19 protein-coding genes are annotated in these 21,823 nt (G+C 71.1%); 5 read left to right on the top strand and 14 right to left on the bottom strand.

The features are described 5' to 3' along the window. Positions 1-13: 13 nt before the first annotated feature. Both ACSBPG_RS01695 and ACSBPG_RS01700 read right to left on the bottom strand, forming a co-directional pair. The gene (locus ACSBPG_RS01695; RefSeq protein WP_435535356.1) at positions 14-1,288 is read right to left on the bottom strand and encodes a glycosyltransferase; all 1,275 of its coding nucleotides are present in this window, start codon (positions 1,286-1,288) and stop codon (positions 14-16) included. Beyond that, entirely contained in the window at positions 1,288-2,514 is a 1,227-nt protein-coding gene (locus ACSBPG_RS01700) for a glycosyltransferase family protein (RefSeq protein WP_435535357.1), read from the bottom strand. The genes ACSBPG_RS01695 and ACSBPG_RS01700 overlap by 1 nt, the downstream gene beginning before the upstream one ends. Before the next feature lie 198 nt (positions 2,515-2,712). Here ACSBPG_RS01700 and ACSBPG_RS01705 point away from each other — a divergent pair, with 198 nt between their 5' ends. Next, entirely contained in the window at positions 2,713-5,358 is a 2,646-nt protein-coding gene (locus ACSBPG_RS01705; protein WP_435535358.1) for an ABC transporter transmembrane domain-containing protein, read from the top strand. A gap of 32 nt (positions 5,359-5,390) precedes the next feature. Then, positions 5,391-5,843: a cyclic nucleotide-binding domain-containing protein gene (locus ACSBPG_RS01710; RefSeq protein WP_435535359.1), complete on the top strand. Its 453-nt coding sequence runs from the start codon at positions 5,391-5,393 to the stop codon at positions 5,841-5,843. Positions 5,844-5,876: 33 nt separating this feature from the next. Here the strand turns inward: ACSBPG_RS01710 and xth are convergent, their stop codons facing one another. Continuing rightward, positions 5,877-6,671, bottom strand: a complete 795-nt coding sequence (gene xth, locus ACSBPG_RS01715) for an exodeoxyribonuclease III (protein WP_435535360.1) — start codon at positions 6,669-6,671, stop codon at positions 5,877-5,879. A 462-nt stretch (positions 6,672-7,133) separates the two neighbouring features. Here xth and ACSBPG_RS01720 point away from each other — a divergent pair, with 462 nt between their 5' ends. Next, positions 7,134-7,640, top strand: a complete 507-nt coding sequence (locus tag ACSBPG_RS01720) for a MarR family winged helix-turn-helix transcriptional regulator (RefSeq protein ID WP_435535361.1) — start codon at positions 7,134-7,136, stop codon at positions 7,638-7,640. Between the two features lie 10 nt (positions 7,641-7,650). Here ACSBPG_RS01720 and ACSBPG_RS01725 read toward each other — a convergent pair whose 3' ends face one another. Next, a complete protein-coding gene (locus ACSBPG_RS01725; protein ID WP_435535362.1) occupies positions 7,651-8,418 on the bottom strand; it encodes a gamma-glutamyl-gamma-aminobutyrate hydrolase family protein in 768 nt (255 codons plus the stop codon). Positions 8,419-8,856: 438 nt separating this feature from the next. Between ACSBPG_RS01725 and speD the strand changes: the two genes are divergently transcribed. Continuing rightward, positions 8,857-9,219, top strand: coding sequence for an adenosylmethionine decarboxylase (gene speD / locus ACSBPG_RS01730; protein ID WP_435535363.1), 363 nt, complete (start codon positions 8,857-8,859; stop codon positions 9,217-9,219). A 9-nt stretch (positions 9,220-9,228) separates the two neighbouring features. After that, positions 9,229-10,077 carry a polyamine aminopropyltransferase gene (speE, locus tag ACSBPG_RS01735; RefSeq protein ID WP_435535364.1) on the top strand — a complete coding sequence of 283 codons (849 nt, stop codon included), beginning with the start codon at positions 9,229-9,231 and terminating at the stop codon, positions 10,075-10,077. 19 nt (positions 10,078-10,096) lie between these two features. On the opposite strand, the gene ACSBPG_RS01740 is transcribed toward speE, so the two are convergent. The 10 genes from ACSBPG_RS01740 to rimP form a co-directional block, all read right to left on the bottom strand. Next, a complete protein-coding gene (locus ACSBPG_RS01740; protein ID WP_435535365.1) occupies positions 10,097-10,708 on the bottom strand; it encodes an HdeD family acid-resistance protein in 612 nt (203 codons plus the stop codon). Positions 10,709-10,803: 95 nt separating this feature from the next. Beyond that, positions 10,804-11,445, bottom strand: a complete 642-nt coding sequence (locus tag ACSBPG_RS01745; protein ID WP_435535366.1) for a LolA family protein — start codon at positions 11,443-11,445, stop codon at positions 10,804-10,806. A gap of 154 nt (positions 11,446-11,599) precedes the next feature. Beyond that, a complete protein-coding gene (pnp, locus tag ACSBPG_RS01750; protein ID WP_435535367.1) occupies positions 11,600-13,732 on the bottom strand; it encodes a polyribonucleotide nucleotidyltransferase in 2,133 nt (710 codons plus the stop codon). A gap of 270 nt (positions 13,733-14,002) precedes the next feature. Next, on the bottom strand, positions 14,003-14,272 hold the full coding sequence (gene rpsO / locus ACSBPG_RS01755; protein WP_435535368.1) for a 30S ribosomal protein S15: 270 nt from the start codon (positions 14,270-14,272) through the stop codon (positions 14,003-14,005). Positions 14,273-14,291: 19 nt separating this feature from the next. Then, positions 14,292-15,230 (bottom strand): tRNA pseudouridine(55) synthase TruB, encoded by a 939-nt coding sequence (truB, locus tag ACSBPG_RS01760; RefSeq protein ID WP_435535369.1) that lies wholly within the window; start codon positions 15,228-15,230, stop codon positions 14,292-14,294. Beyond that, positions 15,220-15,813 (bottom strand): 30S ribosome-binding factor RbfA, encoded by a 594-nt coding sequence (gene rbfA / locus ACSBPG_RS01765; RefSeq protein WP_435535370.1) that lies wholly within the window; start codon positions 15,811-15,813, stop codon positions 15,220-15,222. The genes truB and rbfA overlap by 11 nt, the downstream gene beginning before the upstream one ends. A 261-nt stretch (positions 15,814-16,074) precedes the next feature. Further along, the gene (infB, locus tag ACSBPG_RS01770; protein WP_435535371.1) at positions 16,075-18,795 is read right to left on the bottom strand and encodes a translation initiation factor IF-2; all 2,721 of its coding nucleotides are present in this window, start codon (positions 18,793-18,795) and stop codon (positions 16,075-16,077) included. Positions 18,796-18,816: 21 nt separating this feature from the next. Further along, on the bottom strand, positions 18,817-19,530 hold the full coding sequence (locus ACSBPG_RS01775) for an RNA-binding protein (RefSeq protein WP_435535372.1): 714 nt from the start codon (positions 19,528-19,530) through the stop codon (positions 18,817-18,819). A gap of 52 nt (positions 19,531-19,582) precedes the next feature. Further along, complete coding sequence (gene nusA, locus ACSBPG_RS01780; protein WP_435535373.1) at positions 19,583-21,109, bottom strand: transcription termination factor NusA; 1,527 nt, start codon at positions 21,107-21,109, stop codon at positions 19,583-19,585. Positions 21,110-21,165: 56 nt separating this feature from the next. Then, complete coding sequence (gene rimP / locus ACSBPG_RS01785; protein WP_435535374.1) at positions 21,166-21,651, bottom strand: ribosome maturation factor RimP; 486 nt, start codon at positions 21,649-21,651, stop codon at positions 21,166-21,168. Positions 21,652-21,823: the final 172 nt, after the last annotated feature.

Here is a 21,823-nt window from a genome sequence, read left to right on the forward strand (position 1 = left end):
GGCGGCCGGCGCCTCAGGCGGCGGGAACCGCGGCCAGCGACGCGGCGAAGCGGGCCATCAGCCGGTCGATCCCGGCGTCGCAGCCGAAGCCCGCCCGGACGCGGGCGCAGCCGGCGGCGCCGAGGCCGGCGCGGCGGGCGGGATCGCCGATCAGCGCGGCGAGCGCCGCCGCCAGGGCGGCCGGGTCCTCGGGCGGCACCAGAACCCCGGTGGCGCCGTCCTCGATCAGCTCGGGGACGGCGGCCATCCGCGTCGACAGGCAGGGCAGGGCCTGCGACTGCGCCTCCATCAGCACGTTGGGCAGGCCGTCCTGGTCGCCGTCGCGGGCGCGCCGGCAGGGCAGGACGAACAGGTCGGCGCGGCGGTACTGCGCCACCACCGCGTCCTGCGCCAGGGCGCCCAGCCAGTCGACGCGGCCGGCCAGGCCCAGCGCCTCGGCCTGCGCCCTCAGCGCCGGCAGCCGCTCGCCGCCGCCGACGTGGACCCAGCGCCAGGCGAGGCCGGCCGGCAGGCGCGCCAGCGCCTCCAGCAGGACGTCGAAGCCCTTCTTCTCCACCGCCCGGCCGACCGACAGCAGGATCACCGGGTCGGCGGCGACGGCGCCGTCGCGCGGCGGGCGCGCCGCCGGCGGGTCGGGGAAGCGGGTGAAGTCGAGGCCGTGGTAGAGCAGCTCGACGGTGCCCGGCGCCGGCGCCAGCGCCTCCAGGCGGGCGTGGCCCTGGGCGGTGCAGGTGACGCCCCAGCGGCAGCCGGCCAGCTTGTCGCGGAGCTCCCAGTCGGGGCTGGTCCAGATGTCCTTGGCGTGGGCCGAAAAGCTCCAGGGCAGACCGGCGAGCAGGGCGGCGTAGCGGGCGACGCTGGCTGGGGTGTGCAGGAAATGGGCGTGCAGCCACGCCACGTCGTCCGGCAGTTCGGCGGCCAGCACGCAGGCCTGGCCGAAGCGGCGCACCCGGTTGCGGGTGGGGTCGCGCGCCAGATCGGCGCGCCACGCCCGGAGCGCCGCCCGCCAGCCGGGCCGGCGGCTCGCGGCGGCGACCGCGCGGGCGACGCGCAGCGGCGCCTCGTGCAGGTATTCCGGCAGGTAGAGCACGGGGGCGGCGACCTGCCGGTTCAGGGCGTGCACCGCCCGGTCGGTGGGGCGGCGCAGGGAGACGACGACCTGCTCCAGGCCGCGCCGTTCCAGCCCCAGCACCTCCTGGGCGATGAAGGTCTCCGACAGGCGCGGCCAGCCCTTGACGATTACGGCGACGCGGCGGCCGCCGCGCTCCGCCCCTCCTCCATAGGGCATCAGCGGCCGCCCGCCAGCAGGGTCATGGCGCCGCGCGGGCCGCGGCTGGCGTGGTCGAGATGGCGCCGCGCCAGGCGGTCGACGTTCTCCAGCCCGTCGAGCAGGCCGGGCACGACGACCGACGAGGGGACGTCCTGCTGCGGCAGCTGGCGCAGCGCGGTCGCCATGTCCTGCGGCCGGCGCACGTCGTCGTCGGGCAGCATCGCCACCAGCCCGAGCTCCTGGGCGCGGCTGGCGCGGATGTACTGCTCGCGGCGCGGCGTCTCCCGCGGCACGATCAGGGCCTTCTTGTCGAAGGAGAGGATCTCGCAGAAGGTGTTGTAGCCGCCCATGGCGACCACCCCGACGGCCGCCTGCATCAGGCTCTCCAGCCGCGTCTCGAAGGTCGTCACCTCGACGTCGGGCAGGGCGGCGGCGCGGGCCAGGAACTCCGCCTGGCGGTCGGGCTGCATGAAGGGGCCGAGCACCAGCAGGGCGCGGTACGGCATCTCGCGGTCGTGCTCGTAGGCGCGCAGCACCCAGTCGATCAGTGCCTCGCCGTCGCCGCCGCCGCCGGCGGTGACCAGGATGAAAGGGGCCTCGGGCAAGCCCTGGGCGGTGGGCAGCGGCGGCGGCGCGCTGCGCCGGAGATAGCCGGTGTAGACCATCTTGCGGCGCACCGACGGCGGCAGCTCGATGCCCTGCAGCGGGTCGCAGATCTGCGGCAGCCCGTAGGCCCACAGCTCGTCGTAGAGGTCCTCGAGCGCCGGCTGCACCCGCTTGCGCTCCCATTCCGGGGCGAGCAGCGCCGGCTCGTCCATGACGTCGCGCAGGCCGAGCACCAGCGGCACGCCGCGGTCCTTGAGGATCTCCAGGGTCTCCTTCACCTCGCCGCGCAGGCCGAGCGGCTCCTTGTCGACGATGAACAGGTCGGGGCGGAAGGCGTCGGCGGTGTGGCGGATCAGCGAGGCCCGCATGTGCAGGATCTCGTCGACGTCCATGTGCAGGTTGAGGGCGGTGTACTCGCCGTTGCGCAGCTTGATGACCCCGGGCACCCGCACGAAGTCGACGCGGGTGCGGAAGTCGAAGCTGCCGACGATGGGCGACCCCGAGAGGATGAGGACCGACAGGTCCTTGTGCCGGTCGACCAGGGCATGGGCGATGGCGCGGCAGCGGCGCAGGTGGCCGAGGCCGAAGGTGTCGTGGCTGTAGATGAGGATGCGGTGCGTCGGCGAGCGATCGGTCATGGTCCCTTTTCCCCTTCGATCGCCCCCTCGGCCATCGGCGGCGGGTGTGAGGGGCGGCCGGCCGCTTGGCGGCGATCCTAGCAGAAGGTGGGTGATCGAACCATGCATTTGCCGCGGCACAGCAAACCGGCTAAGGTCAAGGGCGGGTCCATGGTCCGGAGCGTCCGGCCGGGCTCGGCGCCGCTCTCGTGAGCCGTCATGGAATCCAGCATCTACCGCTTCATCCTGCGCCACAGCGTGCGCCAGCAGATCGTCCTTCTGCTGCTGACCTTGGCGTCCTTTCCGTTCCTCTACGCCTCGCTGGACCTGCCCAAGCGCATCGTCAACGAGGCGATTGCCGGCTCGGGCGTGCCCGATGCGGTGTGGGGGATCCCGGTCGACCAGATCAGCTACCTGCTGATCCTGTGCGGCGCCTTCCTCGGGCTGGTGCTGGTCAACGGCGCCTTCAAGTACGTCATCAACACCTTCAAGGGCCGACTCGGCGAGCGCATGCTGCGCCGCCTGCGCTACGAGCTCTACGCCCGCGTCCTGCGCTTCCCGCTGCCGCGCTTCCGCAAGATGTCGTCGGGCGAGATGATCCCGATGATCACCGCCGAGGTGGAGCCGCTCGGCGGCTTCATCGGCGACGCCTTCGCGGTGCCGGTGTTCCAGGGCGGCACCCTGCTGGTCTACATCGGCTTCATCTTCGTCCAGGATCCGGTGCTGGGCGGCGCCGCGGTGTCGCTCTACCCCTTCCAGGGCTGGCTGATCCCGCGCCTGCAGCGCCGGGTCAACCAGCTCGGCAAGCGCCGGGTGCGCGCCATGCGCACCATCGCCGACCGCATCGGCGAGACGGTGGCCGGGGTGACGGAGGTGCACGCCCACGACACCTCGGCCTGGCACCTCGCCGACGTCGCCGACCGCCTCGGCGAGGTCTACGACATCCGCTTCGAGATCTACCAGCGCAAGTTCTTCATCAAATTCCTCAACAACTTCATCAACCAGCTCACGCCGTTCTTCTTCTATTCGATCGGCGGTTACCTGGTGATCGAGGGCGAGCTGTCGTTCGGCGCCCTGGTGGCGGTGCTGGCGGCCTACAAGGACCTGGCCGCGCCGTGGAAGGAGCTGCTGGACTGGTACCAACAGAAGGAGGACAACCGGATCAAGTACGAGCAGGTGGTGGAGCAGTTCCAGGCCCCCGACCTGATGGAGGAGGAGCGCCAGCGCGCCGACGTCGCGCCCGACGCCCGGCTGTCCGGCACGCTCGCGTTCTCCAACGTCAGCTTCGGCGAGGACGGCGGCGCGGCGGTGCTCGACGGCGTCAACGGCGAGGTGCCGCTCGCCGGTCACACCGCCGTGGTGGGCACCGGCGCCGGCAAGGAGGAGCTGGCGCAGATCGTCGCCCGTCTGCTGCTGCCGACCGGCGGGCGGGTGCTGGTCAACGGCGAGGACTACGCCCATCTGCCCGAGGCCCTGACCGGCCGGCGCATCGCCTACGTCGGCGGCTCCTCCCACCTGTTCGCCGCCAGCCTCTACGAGAACCTGGTGTACGGGCTGCGCCACCGTCCGCTGGTGCCGCCGGCGCGCGACGAGACGCAGGCGCAGCGCCGCCGCCGCCGTGCCGCCCTGGCGCTGAGCGCCGGCAACACCGACCACGACGTGGAGGCCGACTGGATCGACTACGCCGCCGCCGGCTGCTCCGGGCCGGAGGAGCTGATGGACCGCATCCGCCGGCTGCTGCGCGACGTCGACCTGGAGGACGACGTCTACGCCATGGGGCTCAACCGCACCATCGACCCGACCCGCCGGCCGGACGTCGCCGCCCGCATCCTCGAGGCGCGCGTCGCGGTGGCGGGCCTGCTGCAGGACGGCCATTACGGCGACGTGGTCGAGCGCTTCGATCCGGACCGCTTCAATTCCAACGCCACGGTGGCGGAGAACCTGCTGTTCGGCACGCCGGTCGGGCCGGTCTTCGCCATCGAGACGCTGGCCGAAAACCCCTACATGCTGCACGTTCTGGACAAGGTCGGCCTCACCGAACGGTTCCTCACCGCCGGCCGTTCGGTGGCGGCGACCATGGTCGAGCTGTTCTCCGACCTGCCGCCGGGGCACGAGTTCTTCGAGCGCTTCTCCTTCATCGACTTCGCCGATCTGCCGGAGTTCCAGGCGATCCTGGCCCGCGCCGACAAGGAGGGGGTGGAGGGCCTGCGCCCGCAGGACCGCACGCGGCTGCTCGGCCTGCCGTTCCGGCTGATCCCGGCGCGCCACCGCCTGGGCCTGTTCAAGCCGGAGGAAATCTGGCCGCGGCTGGTGGAGGCGCGCCGCGTGTTCGCCGCCGACCTGCCCGGAGAGCTGCGCCACGCCGTCGAGTTCTTCGACCCGCAACGCTACAACGCGGCCGCCTCGATCCAGGACAACATCCTGTTCGGCAAGGTGGTCTACGGCCAGGCGCAGGCCCAGCCGCGGGTCGGCCGCATGATCGGCGAGCTGATGGAGCGCATGCATCTGCGCGACACCGTCGTCGAGATCGGGCTGGAGCATCCCGTGGGGATCGCCGGTTCCCGGCTGTCGTCGGCGCAGCGGCAGAAGACGGCGCTGGTGCGGGCGCTGCTGAAGGCGCCCGACCTGCTGGTCATCGCCGAGGCCACCGCCGGCCTCGACGCCGCCACTCAGGCCCGCATCCACGCGGCCATCCTGCGAGACCGTGCCGGCCGCGGGCTGTTCTGGGTGGTGCACCGGGCGGACCTGGCGCGCGGCCTCGACCGCGTGCTGGTGCTGCGCGGCGGCCGCATCGTCGAGCAAGGACGCTTCGACGAACTGGAAAAAGAGAGTACAGTGCTGAGAGAGCTGATGGCGGCGGAATAGCCACCACCACGGGTAGAAAGGACAGGGCCCCCGTGAGCATCGCTGAAGAAGTCGAGTGCCTGCGTCGCATCCCGCTGTTCGCCAACATCGACGTGGCGAAGCTGAAGCTCCTGGCCTTTACCAGCGAACGGATGACCTTCAAGGCGGGCGAGGAGCTGTTCCACCAGGACGACCCGGGCAACTCCGCCTACATCGTGCTGGACGGCGAGGCGGAAGTGGTGATCCACACCGCCGAGGGCACGCTGCCGGTGGCGGTCCTGGGGCGCAGCGAGATCGTCGGCGAGATCGCCATCCTGTGCGACGTGCCGCGCACCGCCACGGTGCGGGCGCGCAACGACCTGACCACGCTGTGCATCTCCAAGGAGCTGTTCTTCCGCCTGGTGACGGAGTTCCCGCAGATCGCCGTGCAGATCATGCGCGTGCTCGCCCACCGCCTGGACCAGACCCTGCGCGCGCTGCGCCGCCATGGGGTGGTGGGGGCCTGACGGCGGGCTCCCCCGCCGCGCGCCCCCCACCCCTCAGAGCGCCAGGTCCACCAGCACCGGCACGTGGTCGGACGGCTTGGGCTCCCAGCCGCGGGCGTCGCGCACCACGGCCTGCCCGGCGAGCGTGCCGCGCAGCGCCGGGGTGACCCAGACATGGTCGAGCCGCCGCCCGCGGTCCGACGCCGCCCAGTCCCGCGCGCGGTAGCTCCACCACGTGTAGAGCTTTTCCGTTTCGGGAACGAAATGGCGCATCGCGTCGATCCAGCCGACCGACCGCTGCATCGCCGTCAGCTTGTCCACCTCGACCGGCGTGTGCGAGACGACGTCCAGCAGCTCCTTGTGGCTCCAGACGTCGTTGACCAGCGGCGCGATGTTCAGGTCGCCCACCAGCACCATCGCCCGATCGCCGCTGCGGCGGCTGGCCATCCACTCCGTCATCTCGTCGAGGAAACGGAGCTTGTGGGCGAATTTCGGATTTTGTTCCGGGTCCGGAATGTCACCGCCCGACGGGATGTAGACGCTGTGCAGTTCGATGCCCCCGGGCAGGGTGGCCAGCACGTGGCGGCAGTCCTCCTTGCCGCACCAGTGCTGCACCGCGCACGCCTCCAGCGGCACCCGCGACAGGATGGCGACGCCGTTGTAGCTCTTCATGCCGTGGACGTGGGCGTGGACGAAGCCGCGCTCGGCCAGCGGCTTCAGCGGGAAGTCCTTGTCGACCACCTTGGTTTCCTGCAGGCAGACGACGTCGGGAGCGTGCTCGTCGATCAGCTTCAGCAACAGGTCGAGTCGCAGGCGGACGGAGTTGATGTTCCAGGTGGCGATGCGCATCGGGGGTCCTAAGGGGGTGGTGGCGCGGGGCGGGCCGTCGCCCCGGCCGGGCCGGCCGCCGGCGGGCGTCCGCCACCGGCGCCACCGGGCCGGCGGGTCCGGCGGTCGGGTCCCTGCAAGACCTAACCGGCGCCGCGCCGCTTGCCAAGAGCGCTGCCGCGGCCGCGGCGGCGAATCGGCGGCGGCGAAATAAAAAGCGCCCGGTCTGGGGGGGACCGGGCGCCGGAAGCTCCCAAGTGGAGCCCGTCGGCTGGCAGGGGAAAAACCAATCCGCCGGGCGATCGCCACCGGTGCTGCCGGCAGCGGTCACTTCGTGCGATTCAGGTGGTCAGCCTTTTGAAGGTAGACCAATGCAACAAGCGAATATGTGATATGCGAACGGCTGGGTTTGTGCTGTTCTAGCTGACAAACCCGCGGCGCCGCAGCATTTTAGCCGGGTTGGTCCATATCCACGAAACTTCAATGGTTTTTCAGGTGAACGACTCCGACCGTTCCTCGCCCGCCGACCGGCGGTCCCGCGGGCGAACCGGCAAGAACGGCAAGATGGGCCTCGGCCCGCTGCCCGGTCTCGTCGGCTACAATCTCCGTAAGGCGCAGGTGGCCCTGTTCCAGAGCTTCCAGAACGCCGTCTCGCCGCACGACATCACGCCCGGCCAGTTCGGCGTGCTGATCATGATCAGGGAGAACGAAGGCCTCAGCCAGTCCGACCTCGGCTCGGCGGTGGGGATCGACCGTTCCACCATGGTCGCGGTCATCGACCGGCTGGAATCGCGCGGGCTCGTCATCCGTGCCCCCTCGCCCAACGACCGCCGCTCCTACGCGCTGCGGCTGTCGGACCAGGGCGAGCGGCTTCTCGACGAGCTGATCCCGCGGGTGCAGGCGCACGACGACGCGATGGTCAAGGACCTCTCCGCCGAGGAGAAGGCCCAGTTCATCGACGCCCTGCAGCGCGTCGCGCGGTCCAGCTGACCGTCGCCGGTCACGCCTGACGGCGCCGCGCGCGCTCGGCCGAGGCCGCCCCGAAGGCGGCGAACAACGCCGAGGACAGCGCGTCGTCGTGGAAGCGCCACTCCGGGTGCCATTGCACCGCGATCGCGAAGGCGGCCGCGGACGGCACCCGCACGGCCTCGACCAGGCCGTCCAGCGCCGTCGCCTCCACCGCCAGCCCCGGGGCCAGCCGGTCGATCCCCTGCCCGTGCAGGGAATTCACCGTGACCTCGGTGGCGCCGGCCAGTCCGGCGAGCACGCCGCCCGCGGTCAGCCGCACCGGGTGCGACGGGCCGTACTGCACGTCGAGCGACTCCGACTCGGCCTCGCGGTGGTCGTTCAGGCCGGGCACCTCGTGCACCCGCTGGTGCAGGGTGCCGCCGAACGCCACGTTCAGCTCCTGCAGGCCGCGGCAGATGCCGAGCACCGGCACGCCGGCGGCGACGGCGGCGCGAATCAGCGGCAGGGTGGTGGCGTCGCGCTCGGGATCGTGGAGCGTGCCCGGCGCGCTCGCCACGCCGCCGTAATGGTGCGGCTCGACGTTGGACTTGCTGCCGGTGACCAGCAACCCGTCCAGCCGGCCGACCAGGTCGGCGATCTCCAGCGATTCGCCCAGCGCCGGAATCAGCAGCGGCAGGGCGCCGGCACCGTCGGCGACGGCGCGGACGTACTTGTCGCCGGCGACGTGGAAGGGATGCGGGCCGATCATGCGCGCGCACGCCGGGATGCCGATCAGCGGCCTTGGTGCGAATCGCGGCATCTGCCCCTCGCGTTGCATCGTCGCGGAGCACTATGCCGCAGCCCGCTTCGGCGGGATAGGGCGCCGTCGTCGGCACACCCATGCGGAACGCTCATAAGCGCCGGCGGTTGTCAGGTCACCCGCCGCGACGGGCGTGAAAAGGCCATGTCGCGGCGTCGTGCGGCACCGGCGGATCGTGTCCCGCTGCAACAGAGGAATCACCGGTGCGCCGCGATTTTCTGTTGATTCACCGGACACTTTGCCGCATATGCGGCTCTCCGCAGGGAATGCGGGGTCATCTACTGATGGGGGAGACCGATGGCGAACGCCGCTTCTCTCTTCCAATTGGGGATGGACTTGGGACGCGCGCCAAGGAAAGCCCAAACGGAAGTTTCGTCCGAACCGTCGAGCATCACCACCGGGCCGTGGACGGCCGGTGACGACGGCAAGGACCATTTCGTGACGCGGGACGGCAAGGTGTTCGCCGGCACGCATCTGATCGTCGACCTGTGGGACGCCGTGCGGCTCGACGAGCTCGACCACGTGCGCCAGACGCTGGTCGAGGCGGTGCGCGTCGCCGGGGCGACCCTGCTGCACATCCACCTGCACCACTTCACCCCCAACGGCGGGGTGTCGGGGGTGGCCGTGCTGGCGGAGTCGCACATCAGCATCCACACCTGGCCGGAACGGGGCTACGCCGCGCTCGACATCTTCATGTGCGGCGACGCCGAACCGCGCAACGCCATCCCCGTGCTGGAACGGGCGTTCCGGCCCGGCAGCATCACGTGCGACGAGCTGCTGCGCGGCGAGACCGGGGACTGAGCGGCCGCCATGACCGAGTGGTTCACCGAATCCCTGTACCCGGACGTCGCCCAGGCTCTGCGCATGGACCGCGTCCTCCACCGCGACCGGACCGGACACCAGGACCTGGTGATCTTCGAGAACGCGGCGCTGGGGCGGGTCATGGCCCTGGACGGCGTCGTCCAGACCTGCGAGCGCGACGAGTTCGTCTACCACGAGATGCTCACCCACGTGCCGATCCTGGCGCACGGGCGGGTGCGGCGCGTGCTGATCGTCGGCGGCGGCGACGGCGGCATGCTGCGCCGCTGCCTGGAGCACCGGTCGGTGGAGCGGGTGACGATGGTGGAGATCGACCGCACCGTGGTCGACCTCTCCATCGCCCATCTGCCGTCCATCAGCGGCGGCGCCTTCGACGACCCCCGCGCCGACCTGGTGATCGCCGACGGCTGCCGCTTCGTCAAGGAGACGGCGGAGCGCTTCGACGTCATCATCGTCGACTCCACCGACCCGCACGGGCCGGGGGCGGTGCTGTTCACGCAGGCGTTCTACGGCGACTGCAAGGCCCGCCTGACGCCGGGCGGCGTGCTCGTCACCCAGAGCGGCGTGCCGTTCCTCCAGCCGCAGGAGCTGCGCGACGGCCACCAGCGGCTCGCCCGGCTGTTCGCCGACACGGCCTTCTTCGTGGCGCCGGTGCCCAGCTACTACGGCGGCTTCATGGCGTTCGGCTGGGCCAGCGACGACGCCACCCTGCGCCGCCGCACCGCCGAGGAGATCCGTCCCCGCTTCGCCGCGGCGGCCCTGACGACCCGCTACTACACGCCCGAGATCCACGTGGCGAGCTTCGCCCTGCCGGCCTACATGCAGCGCGCCCTGGCGTGAGCGTCCGCGGGTGGCGCCCTCAGGGGAGGGCGGCGCCGGCGCCGCCGTGCGGGCCCTCGACGTGGCGGCGGCGCAGCCGCAGCGCCGTCATCAGCGTCAGCGCGCCGAAGGCGATGGCGTAGGCGGCGATGCTCCAGACGATCGCCAGCAGCCCCAGCACCGGCACGGTCCAGAAGGCGATGCCGAACAGGATCGACAGGGCGCCGGTGACGCCCCACAGCCAGCGGCCGTGGCTGTCGCGCATCTGGAAGGCGCTCAGCAGCTCGGCCAGGCCGGTGATGGTCGCCCACACCGCGACCAGCCACACCAGGGCGAAGATGCTGGCCATCGGCCACAGCACGGCGATGACGGCGGCGGCCAGGCTGACCGCGCCCTCCAGGATCAGCAGGTGCCAGCGCTGGTCGCGCCGGGCGGCGCGCAGGCCGGCCACCAGCGCGAACACGCCGTCGACCGCCAGCCAGGCGGCCAGCAGCATGGCCAGGGTGGCGACGGTGGCCGCCGGCAGGGCGATGGCGAGGACGCCCAGGGCGATGGCGACGCCGCCGCGCAGCGCCATCGCCCACCAGTTGCGGGCCAGGCCGTCGTTCATGCCCTGGACCCGGATCGGATCGCTCACGACTCGGCTGATCATGCCGCTTCTCCCTGGTTGCGACGGCCCCGGGGGTGTCGTCCCCCGGAAGCGTCAACAGGGCGGGAGCGGAATTGTCCTGCCGGCGGTGGGGCTATTCAGTTGCCGAACCCGTCCTCGGGCGTGCGGAAATAGAAGAGGTCGCGGTCGAGCGGGACGCCGACCCGGGGGTTCAGCAGGCCGACCTCGGTGACCAGCCCCTGGGCGTCCAGCACGCGCCACTTGCGCAGGTTCAGCGGGCGGTCCTCGAACACCAGGGTCAGGACGCCCTTGCCGGGGTCCTTGGTCTCCACCAGCGACACCTCCAGCACGCCGGGCTCGTGCTGGACGTCGATCACGGTGACGTCGCCCGACAGGGCGATGTCCTTGCGCAGGATGAAGTCGGCCAGGGTCGAGCCGATGGGGGTGTTGGACTGCTGCTTCATCTCGCTGTCCCAGTAGAACAGCATGAGCCCGTCGGCGACGATGAAGTCCTTGATCGGCGGGTCGTATTCGAGCCGCATGCGGCCGGGCCGCGAGAGGTAGAAGGTGCCGGCGACCTGCCGCCCGTCGGGGTTCACCTGGACGAAGCGCGACTGCAGGGTGCGCACGCCGTTCAGATACGCCTCGACGCGGCCGAGGTCGGCGCGCTCCTCGGCGGTGAGCGGCGCGGCGCGCGGCGCCGCGGCGGCGGTCGTGCCGGCGGTGGCGGCGACGGCCAGGAGGGCGGCGGCGATGAGGGGGCGGAGGAACGTCTTCATGTCGCTGAGCTTGCCGGTGATGTCCAGCGGAGATGGGGCGCGGCGGCGGCGGTTCCAAGGACAAATCGTCGGCGCGGCGCCCGCCCGGCGTCCCGGGCGGGCATGGAAAAGGCGCCTCGCGGCGCCCTTTCCGTCTCCGTCGGTGAGCGCGCCGTCACTGGGCGGCGGTGCCCTCGTCCTTCTTCTTCACGAGGTCCTCGCCGGTGGCCTGGTCGACCTGCTTCATGGACAGCTTGACCTTGCCGCGGTCGTCGAAGCCGATGACCTTGACCTTCACCTCGTCGCCCTGCTTGACCACGTCCGACACCTTGCCGACCCGCTGCTGGGCCAGCTCGGAGATGTGGACGAGGCCGTCGCGCGAGCCGAGGAAGTTCACGAAGGCGCCGAAGTCGACGACCTTCACCACCTTGCCGGTGTAGACCACGCCCATCTCCGGTTCGGCGACGATGCCCTTGATCCAGTCGATCGCCGCCTGGGCGGCCTTGTTGTCGACCGCGGCCACCTTCACCGTGCCGTCGTCCTCGATGTCGATCTTGGCGCCGGTCTGCTCGACGATCTCGCGGATCACCTTGCCGCCGGAGCCGATGACGTCGCGGATCTTCTCCTTGGGGATGTTGATGACGGTGATCCGCGGGGCGTTCTGGTTGACCGCCTCGCGGGCCCCGCCGATCGCCTTGGCCATCTCGCCGAGGATGTGGAGGCGGCCGTCATGGGCCTGGGCGAGCGCGATCTTCATGATCTCCTCGGTGATCGAGGTGATCTTGATGTCCATCTGCAGCGCCGTCACGCCGGCCTCGGTGCCGGCCACCTTGAAGTCCATGTCGCCGAGATGGTCCTCGTCGCCGAGGATGTCGGAGAGTACGGCGAACGCCGCCTCCTCCTTGATCAGGCCCATGGCGATGCCGGCGACCGGGCGGGGCAGCGGCACGCCGGCGTCCATCATCGACAGCGACGAGCCGCACACGGTGGCCATCGACGACGAGCCGTTGGACTCCGTGACCTCCGACACCACGCGCAGGGTGTAGGGGAAGTCCTCCTTCTTCGGCAGCAGCGGGTGGATGGCGCGCCACGCCAGCTTGCCGTGGCCGATCTCGCGGCGGCCCGGCGAGCCCATGCGGCCGGCCTCGCCCACGGAGTAGGGCGGGAAGTTGTAGTGGAGCATGAAGTGCTCGCGGTACTCGCCCTCGAGCGCGTCGATGATCTGCTCGTCCTGGCTGGTGCCCAGCGTGGTGACCACCAGCGCCTGGGTCTCGCCGCGGGTGAACAGGGCCGAACCGTGGGCGCGCGGCAGCACGCCGACCTCCGAGACGATGGGGCGCACCGTCCTGGTGTCGCGGCCGTCGATGCGCTTGCCGGTCTTCAGCACCGCACCGCGCAGGATGTCGCTCTCCAGCTCCTTGAACTGGGCGGCGACGGCGCCGGCGTCGATCTCCTCGGCCAGCAGCGTCTCCAGGGCCTTCTGCTTGGCGGCGGACAGCTTCTCGTGGCGGGCCTGCTTGACCGTCTCGGTGTAGGCGGCCGCCACGTCGGCGCCGACGACGGCGCGCAGGCGGGCCTTCACGGCGTCGGCGTCGTAGGCCGGCGGCGGCACCTCCCAGGGCTCCTTGGCGCACTGCTCGGCCAGGTCGATGATGGCGTCGATGACCGGCTGGAAATTCTTGTGGCCGAACATCACGGCGCCGAGCATGACCTCCTCGGACAGCTCCTTGGCCTCCGACTCGACCATCAGCACGCCCTCGCGGGTGCCGGCGACCACCAGGTCGAGGGCCGAGCCGTCGATGGCGTCCATGGTCGGGTTCAGGACGTACTGGCCGTCGAGGTAGCCGACGCGGGCGGCGCCGATCGGGCCGAGGAAGGGAACGCCGGAAATGGTCAGCGCGGCCGAGGTGCCGACCATCGCGACGACGTCGGCGTCGGTCTCCAGGTCATGGCTCAGCACCGTGCAGATGACCTGGGTCTCGTTGCGGAAGCCCTTGGCGAACAGCGGACGGATGGGACGGTCGATGAGCCGGCTGACCAGGGTCTCCTTCTCGGTCGGGCGCCCCTCGCGCTTGAAGAAGCCGCCGGGGATCTTGCCGGCCGCGAAGGTCTTCTCCTGATAGTTGACCGTCAGCGGGAAGAAATCGATGCCGGGCTTGGGCTGCTTGGCCGCCACCACCGTGCACAGCACCGTCGTCTCGCCGTAGGTGGCGAGGACGGCGCCGTCGGCCTGGCGCGCGATCTTGCCGGTCTCCAGCGTCAGCTTGCGCCCGCCCCAGTCGATTTCCTTGCGGTGAACGTTGAACATACTTTGCTTCCTTCCATCCGACACCCGCGCCGCCCGGATTGGCGGACCGGGTCGGGAGCGGCGGACCGCGCCGCCGGGGTCCCATGAAAAACAAAAATCAAAGGCCGGTGGCGGGATCCGCGCACCGGCCCCGAAACGGGAGCGTGCCGACAAAACAGAAAACCCGCCCCGCCATGCACGCCGTCCCCTGCGGCGCCCGAAGGCGCTGGGAACCGGCGGCGTGGCGGGACGGGTTCACGGCGTCGAAGCCTCGGGCGTTGGGAGCCGGCGTCAGCGGCGCAGGCCCAGACGCTCGATCAGAGTGGAATAGCGGCCCTGGTCGTTCTTCTTGAGATAATCGAGAAGGCGGCGACGCTGGCCGACCATCACGAGAAGGCCACGGCGGGAGTGGAAGTCCTTCTTGTGGGTCTGCAGGTGCTCCGTCAGGTTGCGGATGCGCTCCGACAGGATGGCAACCTGCACCTCGGGCGAGCCGGTGTCGGCTTCGGCCCGGGCGTATTCCTTGATCAGCTCCTGCTTGCGCTCGGCGGTGATCGACATCGGGGTCTCCTTCAAGGGATCAGAGGTTGAGCACGCGCACCGGGCGGACCTCCGCCCCCTCGACACGGGCCAAAGCCACCGGCCTGCCCGCGCAGAGCGCAAGAATGGCGCCATCCTCCCCTGCCGAACCACGCACCGCCATCAGGCGGTCGCGGTCGGGCCGGGCAAGAAGCGCCACCGGTTGGCCGTGTCTCAGTCGGTGCGCTTCGGCTTCCGTCAGGGCCAGCGCCGGGATGTCGTCCAGCGCGGTCTCGATCGGCAGCAGAAGTCGTTCGACGGCCGCACCTTGCTCCATCGCCGCCAGTTCGTCCAGGGAAATCGCCCCCTCGAGGGTGAACCGGCCGACCCGGGTGCGGCGCAGCGTCGCGACGTGGCCGACGGTGCCCAGCGCCTCCGCCAGGTCGCGGGCGAGCGAGCGCACGTAGGTGCCCTTGCCGCAGTCGACCTCGAACACGGCGTGGTCGGCGTCGGGCGTGTCGAGCAGGGCGAAGCGGTCGATGCGCACGGCGCGCGGCGCCAGATCGACGGCGTCGCCCTCGCGGGCGATGTCGTAGGCCCGTTCGCCGTCCACCTTGAGCGCGCAGAACTGCGGCGGCACCTGGGCGATGGTGCCGAGGAAGCCGGGCAGCGCGGCGGCGACCGCCGCCGCGTCGGGGCGGTGTGGGCTGGTGTCGATGACCTCGCCCTGGCGGTCGTCGGTGGTGCGGCGCTCGCCCCAGCGGACGGTGAAGCGGTAGGTCTTCGCCCCGTCCATGGCGTAGGAGACGGTCTTGGTCGCCTCGCCCAGCGCGATCGGCAGCACGCCGGTGGCGATGGGGTCGAGCGTGCCGCCGTGCCCCGCCTTCTCGGCGTTCAGCAGGCGGCGCGCCCGGCTCAGCGCCTGGGTGGAGGTCACGCCCTCGGGCTTGTCGAGCACCAGCCAGCCGTGGACCGGCTGCCCCTTCCGCCTACGCGCCACGGCGGCCATCCGCGCCGGGCGCCGCGTCCGTCTTCTCCTCGTCCGGGTCGTCGAGCGGATCGTCCAGCGGGTCGTCGGACTCCTGGTCGTACTCGAACTCCTCGGCGGCCTCGTCCTCGTCCTCCCAGGAGTCCTCGTCCTCGTCGTCCTCGTCATCCCCGTCGTCGCCGTTGACGCGGTCGGGCAGCAGGTCGCGGGCGACCGCCGGGCTGTGCAGGATGGCGTCGATGCGGCCGGCGTACTCGAACGAGGTGTCGGCCTCGAAGCCGAGCGTCGGCGCGTGGCGCAGGTTGACGATGCGGGCGACCTGGCCGCGCAGGAAGGGGGCGGCGCGGCGCAGCGCGCTCAGCGTCTCGTCCATGGGACCGCCGCCCAGCGGGGTCACGAAGGCGGTCGCGTTCTTCAGGTCGGGACTGATGCGGACCTCGGTCACGGTGACGTTGAGGCCCTGCAGTTCGGGGTCGTGGAAGTCGCCCCGCTGGAGGATCTCCGCCAGGGTGTGGCGCAGCTCCTCGCCGACGCGCAGTTGCCGCTGGGACGGGGCCTTGCCGGCGCGCTCGGCGCCGCGATGCTTGCTCGCCATGGTCTTTGCTTTCGTTTCTGCGACCTGACCGGGAACACCGGCGCCGTCGAAAGGGCTCGGTCCGCAGTTCGGATCCGTCCCCGGCTCCGCCGGGGAAGGGAAGGGGCCCGTGCGCAGCATGGGAAGGGGTGGGGGCACGGTGCCGCACGTCCCGCGACGTCGCGGCCTTCAAGCCCGATCCGCCGCTTCCTTGCCGCACCGTGCCCCACCCGGCGCCTTCGGCACCACCCTCCCCCGCCGCCGGCGGGGGAGGGTGGGGCGTTACAGCGCCCGCGCGACCTCTTCCATCTCGAAGGCCTCGATGATGTCGCCGGCCTCGATGTTGTCGTAGTTCTCGAAGGCCATGCCGCATTCGTAGCCCTCGCGCACCTCGCGGACCTCGTCCTTGAAGCGCTTGAGGGTCTTCAGCGTGCCCTCGTGGATCACCACGTTGTCGCGCAGCAGCCGCACCCCGGCCCCGCGCTTGACGATGCCCTGGGTGATCATGCAGCCCGCCACCTTGCCGACGCGGGTGATGTTGAACACCTCGCGGATCTCGGCGTAGCCGATGAAGCGCTCGCGCAGGGTCGGCGTCAGCATGCCCGTCAGCGCCGCCTTCACGTCGTCGATCACGTTGTAGATGATCGAGTAGTAGCGGATCTCGACGCTGTCGCGCTTGGCGAGGTCGCGGGCCTGCGGGTTGGCGCGGACGTTGAAGCCGATGATCATGGCGTTGGACGCGTTCGCCAAGGTGACGTCGGACTCGTTGATCGCGCCCACCGAGGCGTGCAGCACGCGCACCTTGACCTCGGTGCTCTCCGCCGTGAGCTTCTCCAGCGAGCTGGAGATCGCCTCGATGGAGCCCTGCACGTCGCCCTTGATGACGACCGGCAGCTCCTTGGCCTCGCCGGCCTGGATGCGGTTGAACATGTCCTGCAGCGAGCCGCGGGCGGTCGCCGCGTTGGCCGCCTCGCGCTTCCGGCGCTGGCGGAACTCGGCGATCTCGCGGGCGCGCGCCTCGGTGTCGACGACGGTGAAGTCGTCGCCGGCCATCGGCGTGCCGTTCAGGCCCAGCACCTCCACCGGGGTGGCGGGGCCGGCCTCCTGGACGGTCTGGCCGCGGTCGTTGACCAGCGCGCGCACGCGTCCCCACTCGGAGCCGGTGACGAAGACGTCGCCGACCTTGAGGGTGCCGCGCTGGACCAGGACGGTGGCGACCGAGCCGCGGCCGCGCTCCAGCTTGGCCTCGACCACCACACCTTCGGCGGTGCGGTCCGGGTTGGCCTTGAGCTCGAGGATCTCCGCCTGCAGGAGGATCGCCTCCTCCAGCTTGTCCAGGTTCAGCCGCGCCTTGGCCGAGACGGGGACGTCGAGCACGTCGCCGCCCATCTCCTCGACCACCAGCTCGTACTGCAGCAGCTCCTGGCGCACCCGCTCCGGCTTGGCGTCGGGCAGGTCGATCTTGTTGATCGCCACGATGATCGGCACCTTGGCCGCCTTGGCGTGGTGGATCGCCTCGATGGTCTGCGGCATGACGCCGTCGTTGGCGGCCACCACCAGGACGACGACGTCGGTGACGTTGGCGCCGCGCGCGCGCATCTCGGTGAAGGCGGCGTGGCCCGGCGTGTCGATGAAGGTGATCTTGGCGCCGGAATGGAGCTGCACCTGGTAGGCGCCGATGTGCTGGGTGATGCCGCCGGCCTCGCCCGAGACCACGTCGGTCTGGCGCAGCGCGTCCAGCAGCGAGGTCTTGCCGTGGTCGACGTGGCCCATGATGGTGACCACCGGGGGACGCGGCGCCAGCTGCTCGGCGACGTCCTCCTCGCCGCGCATGCCGAGTTCGACGTCGGCCTCGGAGACGCGGCGCACGCGGTGGCCGAACTCGTTGATGATGAGCTCGGCGGTGTCGGCGTCGATGGTCTGGTTGATGGTCGCCATGACGCCCATGCGCATCAGCGCCTTGATGACGTCCGCACCGCGTTCGGCCATGCGGTTGGCGAGCTCTTGCACGGTAATGACTTCGGGAAGCACCACGTCGCGGGTCACCTTCTGACTCTCCTGGCGGGAGAGCATGCGTTGACGCTCGCGTTCGCGGGCGCGGCGCACCGCCGCGAGGCTGCGGCCGCGGCCGCCCTCGTCGTCGTTGAGCGCCTGGGTCACCGTCATCTTGCCGCCGCGCCGCCGGTCGGCGCCGGCCGGACCGGGCTTGCGCGGCGCCGGCGCCGGCGCCTTGCCGGCGGTCTTGCCGCGGCTGCCGCGACCGCCGCCGCGGCCGTCGTCCTCCTCCGGCGTGGCGAAGCGGGGGGCGAGGACGCCGGCCGCCGGCGGACGCGCCGCCGGAGCCTCGGCCGTACGGGCCGCGGCGGGCCGCCGGGTGTCGTCCTCGCGCTTGCGGCCCTCCTCGCTCTTGCGGGCGTCCTCGGCCTCCTTGCGCTTGGCCTCCTCCTCCTTGCGGCGGCGTTCGGCCTCCTCCTCCTGGCGGCGCTCGTCCTCCTGGATGCGGCGGAGCTCCTCCATCTCGCGCTGGCGCAGGGTCTCGGCGTCGAGAACCTCGGGCTCCTCGGGAGCCGGCGCTTCGACGACGGTCTCGGCCAGCGCCGCCTCTTCGGCGCGGGCGGCCGCCTCCTCCTCCTCCTGGATGCGCCGCTGCTCCTCCTCGAGCACGGCGCCGCGCAACGCCCGCAGGCGGGCGTCGCGCTCCTCCTTGGTGAGCTGGCGCACGGCACCGGCGCCGCCCCGCGCGGGGCGGCCGCCGCCGCCGCCGCGGATGGGCAGCCCCTGGGCGGCTTGGCGAGCGGCCGCACCGCCGTCGGCGACGCCCGGCAGGGCGCCCTTCTCGACGGTGCGCTTGCGCTTGACCTCGACGGTCACGGTTTTCGACCGGCCATGGGAAAAGCTTTGCCGGACCGTGGTGTCGACCGGCTTCTTCAGCTCCAGTTTCCCCTTGCCGGAGCCGGAGAGGTGCAAGACTTTCTTTTGGTCCTGGTCGTTGCTATCGGTCATCGGTTCCGGAATGTTGGATCGTTAGTTGCCACGGCCGCCCGGCCCCGCGCCGGCGACGGAAGGTCTGGCGTCCGGGTCGGCGAGGCCGCCGAGCCGCGCCGCGTCGCGAGCCAGCCCATCGGCCAGCTTGCCGCGGGCGACCACGGCGTGCACCGCGTGTTCCCGTCCGAGCGCCGCAGCGAGGGCTGCGGAATCGAAGAGGTCGACCACCGGCAGGGCCGGGGCCAACGCCTGTAGCTTGCCGCGCTGGTCGGCCGAGCCGTCGCGGGCCTCCAGGAGGAGGCCGGGCGGCGTGCCGGGGCGGCCGACTCGGCCCCCCTTGAGCGCCTCGCGGACCTTCTCGAAGCCGGCCACGGCTTGGCCGGCGCGGCGCGCCAGGCCGATCGTGTCGAGGCAGCGCCGCTCCAGCAGCGCCGTCAGGCGGATCGCCAGGTCGGGCGGCACGCGGACGGCGCGGCGGGCGGCCTTGGCGAAGAGATTGCGGGCGACCGCCTTATCGAGCAGCGGCCGCTCGGCCGTCAGCCAGAGACCGCGGCCGGGCAGACGCTCCTCGAGATCGGGCACGAGCTCCCCGTCCGGCGCGACCGCGAAGCGGATCATGCCGTCCTTGGGCCCGACCGTGCCCGTGACGATGCAACGGCGCTGCGGACCCCGCTCCTGATCGGCGGGATCCACGGCCGTGCCCGTCTCCGGGTGCCGGGTGTCCGTGTCGGTCGCGTCGTTCAGCCCTGCCATCCGCTCGATGTCGCCTCCAAAGGTCCCGCGTGTCCAGATCGGTGGACACGGGTCAGCTCTGCGCCGCAGGCTGGTCGCCGGCAGCGTCCGCTCCGCCCCCTTCACCGGCGAACCAGTGGGCGCGGGCAGCCATGATGATGTCGTTCGCCTCCTCCTCCGAGGGGGCGTCCTTGCCGAGGATGTCGCGCAGCTCGTCGGCGGCGAGGTCGGCCAAGTCGTCGAGCGTCTTGACGCCGTTCTCGCCGAGCTTGACCAGCTGGGTCGGCGTGGCGCCGGTGATCTCGGCGACCTCGTCGCTGACCCCCAGTTCCAGGCGCCGCGCCGTCATGCGCTCGTCCTGCTCGGCCAGGAAATTGAGGGCGCGCTGCTTGAGCTCGTTGGCGACGTCCTCGTCGAAGCCCTCGATCTCGGCCAGCTCCTCGGTCTCGACGAAGGCGATCTCCTCGACCGAGGTGAAGCCCTCGGCCACCAGAAGATGGGCGATGACGTCGTCGACGTCGAGTCCGTCGATGAACAGCTGCGAGCGGGTGCGGAATTCCTCGGAGCGGCGCTCCGATTCCTCCTGCTCGGTCATGATGTCGATGTCCCAGCCGGTCAGCATGGTGGCGAGCCGGACGTTCTGGCCGCGCCGGCCGATGGCGAGCGACAGCTGGTCGTCGGGGACCACCACCTCGATGCGCCCGCCCTCCTCGTCGATCACCACCTTGGCCACCTCGGCGGGGGCCAGGGCGTTGACGACGAAGGTCGCCGGCTCCTGCGACCACGGGATGATGTCGATCTTCTCGCCCTGCAGCTCGCCGACCACCGCCTGGACGCGGCTGCCGCGCATGCCGACGCACGCGCCCACCGGGTCGATTGAGCTGTCCTTGGACACCACGGCGATCTTGGCGCGGCTGCCGGGGTCGCGGGCGACCGCCTTGATCTCGATGATGCCGTCGTAGATCTCCGGCACCTCCTGGTCGAACAGCTTGGCCATGAACATGGGGTGGGTGCGCGACAGGAAGATCTGCGGCCCCCGCGCCTCCTCGCGCACGTCGTAGATGTAGGCGCGCACGCGGTCGCCGTTCTTGAAATGCTCGCGGGGCAGCAGCTCGTCGCGGCGCAGGATCGCCTCGGCGCGGCCCAGGTCGACGGTGACGTTGCCGTACTCGACCCGCTTGACCAGGCCGTTGACGACCTCGCCGATGCGGTCCTTGTACTCGTTGAACTGGCGCTTGCGCTCGGCGTCGCGGACCTTCTGGACGATGACCTGCTTGGCCGTCTGGGCGGCGATGCGGCCGAAGTCGATGGGCGGCAGCGGGTCGATCAGGAACTCGCCGACGGCGATGCCGGGGCGCTTGCGCTGGGCGTAGGCCAGCGTCACCTGGGTCGCCTCGTTCTCCACCGCCTCGACCACCTCGAGGTAGCGGGCGAGCTGGATCTCACCGGTCTTGCGGTCGATGCGGGCGCGGATGTCGTGCTCGTGGCCGTACTTGGAGCGGCCGGCCTTCTGAATGGCCTGCTCCATCGCCTCCAGGACCTCGTCCCGGTCGATGTTCTTTTCGCGGGCCACCGCGTCAGCGACTTGCAGCAGTTCCATCCGTCACTCTTTCCCGAACATGTTCTTATGGTTCCCGGAACCCGGCTGCGCCGGCGTCAGGCCTGCGGCCGGCTGGCCCGGATCAGGTCGTCCGTAATCACCAGCTTGGCGCGCTGGATGTTGTCGAAGGCGATGCCCGCCGCCCCCTGCTCGGTCTCGATCCGCACCTCGTCGCCCTCGACGCCGCGCAGCCTTCCCTTGAAGCGCTTGCGCCCGTCGATGGCGACCCGCGCCTCCAGCTTGGCCTCGAAGCCGGCGAACCGCTCGAAGTCCTTGAGCCGGGTCAGCGGCCGGTCGAGACCGGGGGAGCTCACCTCCAGGGTGTAGGCGCCGGCGATCGGGTCCTCGACGTCCAGCAGCGCGGACACGGAGCGGCTGATGTCGGCGCAGTCCTCCACGGTCATCGGCGCGCCGTCGGCGCGCTCCGCCATGATCTGCAGGACGGGGCGCTGCGTCCCCGACAGTTGCACCCGCACGACCTCGTAGCCCATGGCCTCGATCGAGGGGGAGACAATCTGTTCGATCCGTGCCGTTGCGTCCATTCCACCCCTGGCCCCGGACCCGCTCCGGGGATCGCCTATGCCGATAAAACAATGGGTGGGCCACAGCCCACCCGCAAAGCGTCTCGCCGGCCCGTTTGCACGGGCCGCCAAGTCGTATGGGATCTGGCGTGTGAATATAGCCGTTCCGCCGCGGGCTGCAAGGGAATTATCC

The sequence above is a fragment of the Azospirillum sp. ST 5-10 genome, assembly GCF_051225715.1.
Classification (GTDB): domain Bacteria; phylum Pseudomonadota; class Alphaproteobacteria; order Azospirillales; family Azospirillaceae; genus Azospirillum.

What these genes read in the sequence shown, in the direction of transcription:
- xth (WP_435535360.1), bottom strand. Translation starts at nt 6,671, where the DNA reads ATGCGCATCGCCACCTGGAACATCAACTCCGTCCGCCTGCGACTCGAC.
- ACSBPG_RS01695 (WP_435535356.1), bottom strand. Translation starts at nt 1,288, where the DNA reads ATGCCCTATGGAGGAGGGGCGGAGCGCGGCGGCCGCCGCGTCGCCGTA.
- nusA (WP_435535373.1), bottom strand. Translation starts at nt 21,109, where the DNA reads ATGGAACTGCTGCAAGTCGCTGACGCGGTGGCCCGCGAAAAGAACATC.
- rimP (WP_435535374.1), bottom strand. Translation starts at nt 21,651, where the DNA reads ATGGACGCAACGGCACGGATCGAACAGATTGTCTCCCCCTCGATCGAG.
- rbfA (WP_435535370.1), bottom strand. Translation starts at nt 15,813, where the DNA reads ATGGCGAGCAAGCATCGCGGCGCCGAGCGCGCCGGCAAGGCCCCGTCC.
- ACSBPG_RS01725 (WP_435535362.1), bottom strand. Translation starts at nt 8,418, where the DNA reads ATGCCGCGATTCGCACCAAGGCCGCTGATCGGCATCCCGGCGTGCGCG.
- speE (WP_435535364.1), top strand. Translation starts at nt 9,229, where the DNA reads ATGACCGAGTGGTTCACCGAATCCCTGTACCCGGACGTCGCCCAGGCT.
- ACSBPG_RS01740 (WP_435535365.1), bottom strand. Translation starts at nt 10,708, where the DNA reads ATGATCAGCCGAGTCGTGAGCGATCCGATCCGGGTCCAGGGCATGAAC.
- ACSBPG_RS01700 (WP_435535357.1), bottom strand. Translation starts at nt 2,514, where the DNA reads ATGACCGATCGCTCGCCGACGCACCGCATCCTCATCTACAGCCACGAC.
- ACSBPG_RS01720 (WP_435535361.1), top strand. Translation starts at nt 7,134, where the DNA reads ATGGTTTTTCAGGTGAACGACTCCGACCGTTCCTCGCCCGCCGACCGG.
- pnp (WP_435535367.1), bottom strand. Translation starts at nt 13,732, where the DNA reads ATGTTCAACGTTCACCGCAAGGAAATCGACTGGGGCGGGCGCAAGCTG.
- infB (WP_435535371.1), bottom strand. Translation starts at nt 18,795, where the DNA reads ATGACCGATAGCAACGACCAGGACCAAAAGAAAGTCTTGCACCTCTCC.
- ACSBPG_RS01745 (WP_435535366.1), bottom strand. Translation starts at nt 11,445, where the DNA reads ATGAAGACGTTCCTCCGCCCCCTCATCGCCGCCGCCCTCCTGGCCGTC.
- ACSBPG_RS01775 (WP_435535372.1), bottom strand. Translation starts at nt 19,530, where the DNA reads ATGGCAGGGCTGAACGACGCGACCGACACGGACACCCGGCACCCGGAG.
- ACSBPG_RS01705 (WP_435535358.1), top strand. Translation starts at nt 2,713, where the DNA reads ATGGAATCCAGCATCTACCGCTTCATCCTGCGCCACAGCGTGCGCCAG.
- rpsO (WP_435535368.1), bottom strand. Translation starts at nt 14,272, where the DNA reads ATGTCGATCACCGCCGAGCGCAAGCAGGAGCTGATCAAGGAATACGCC.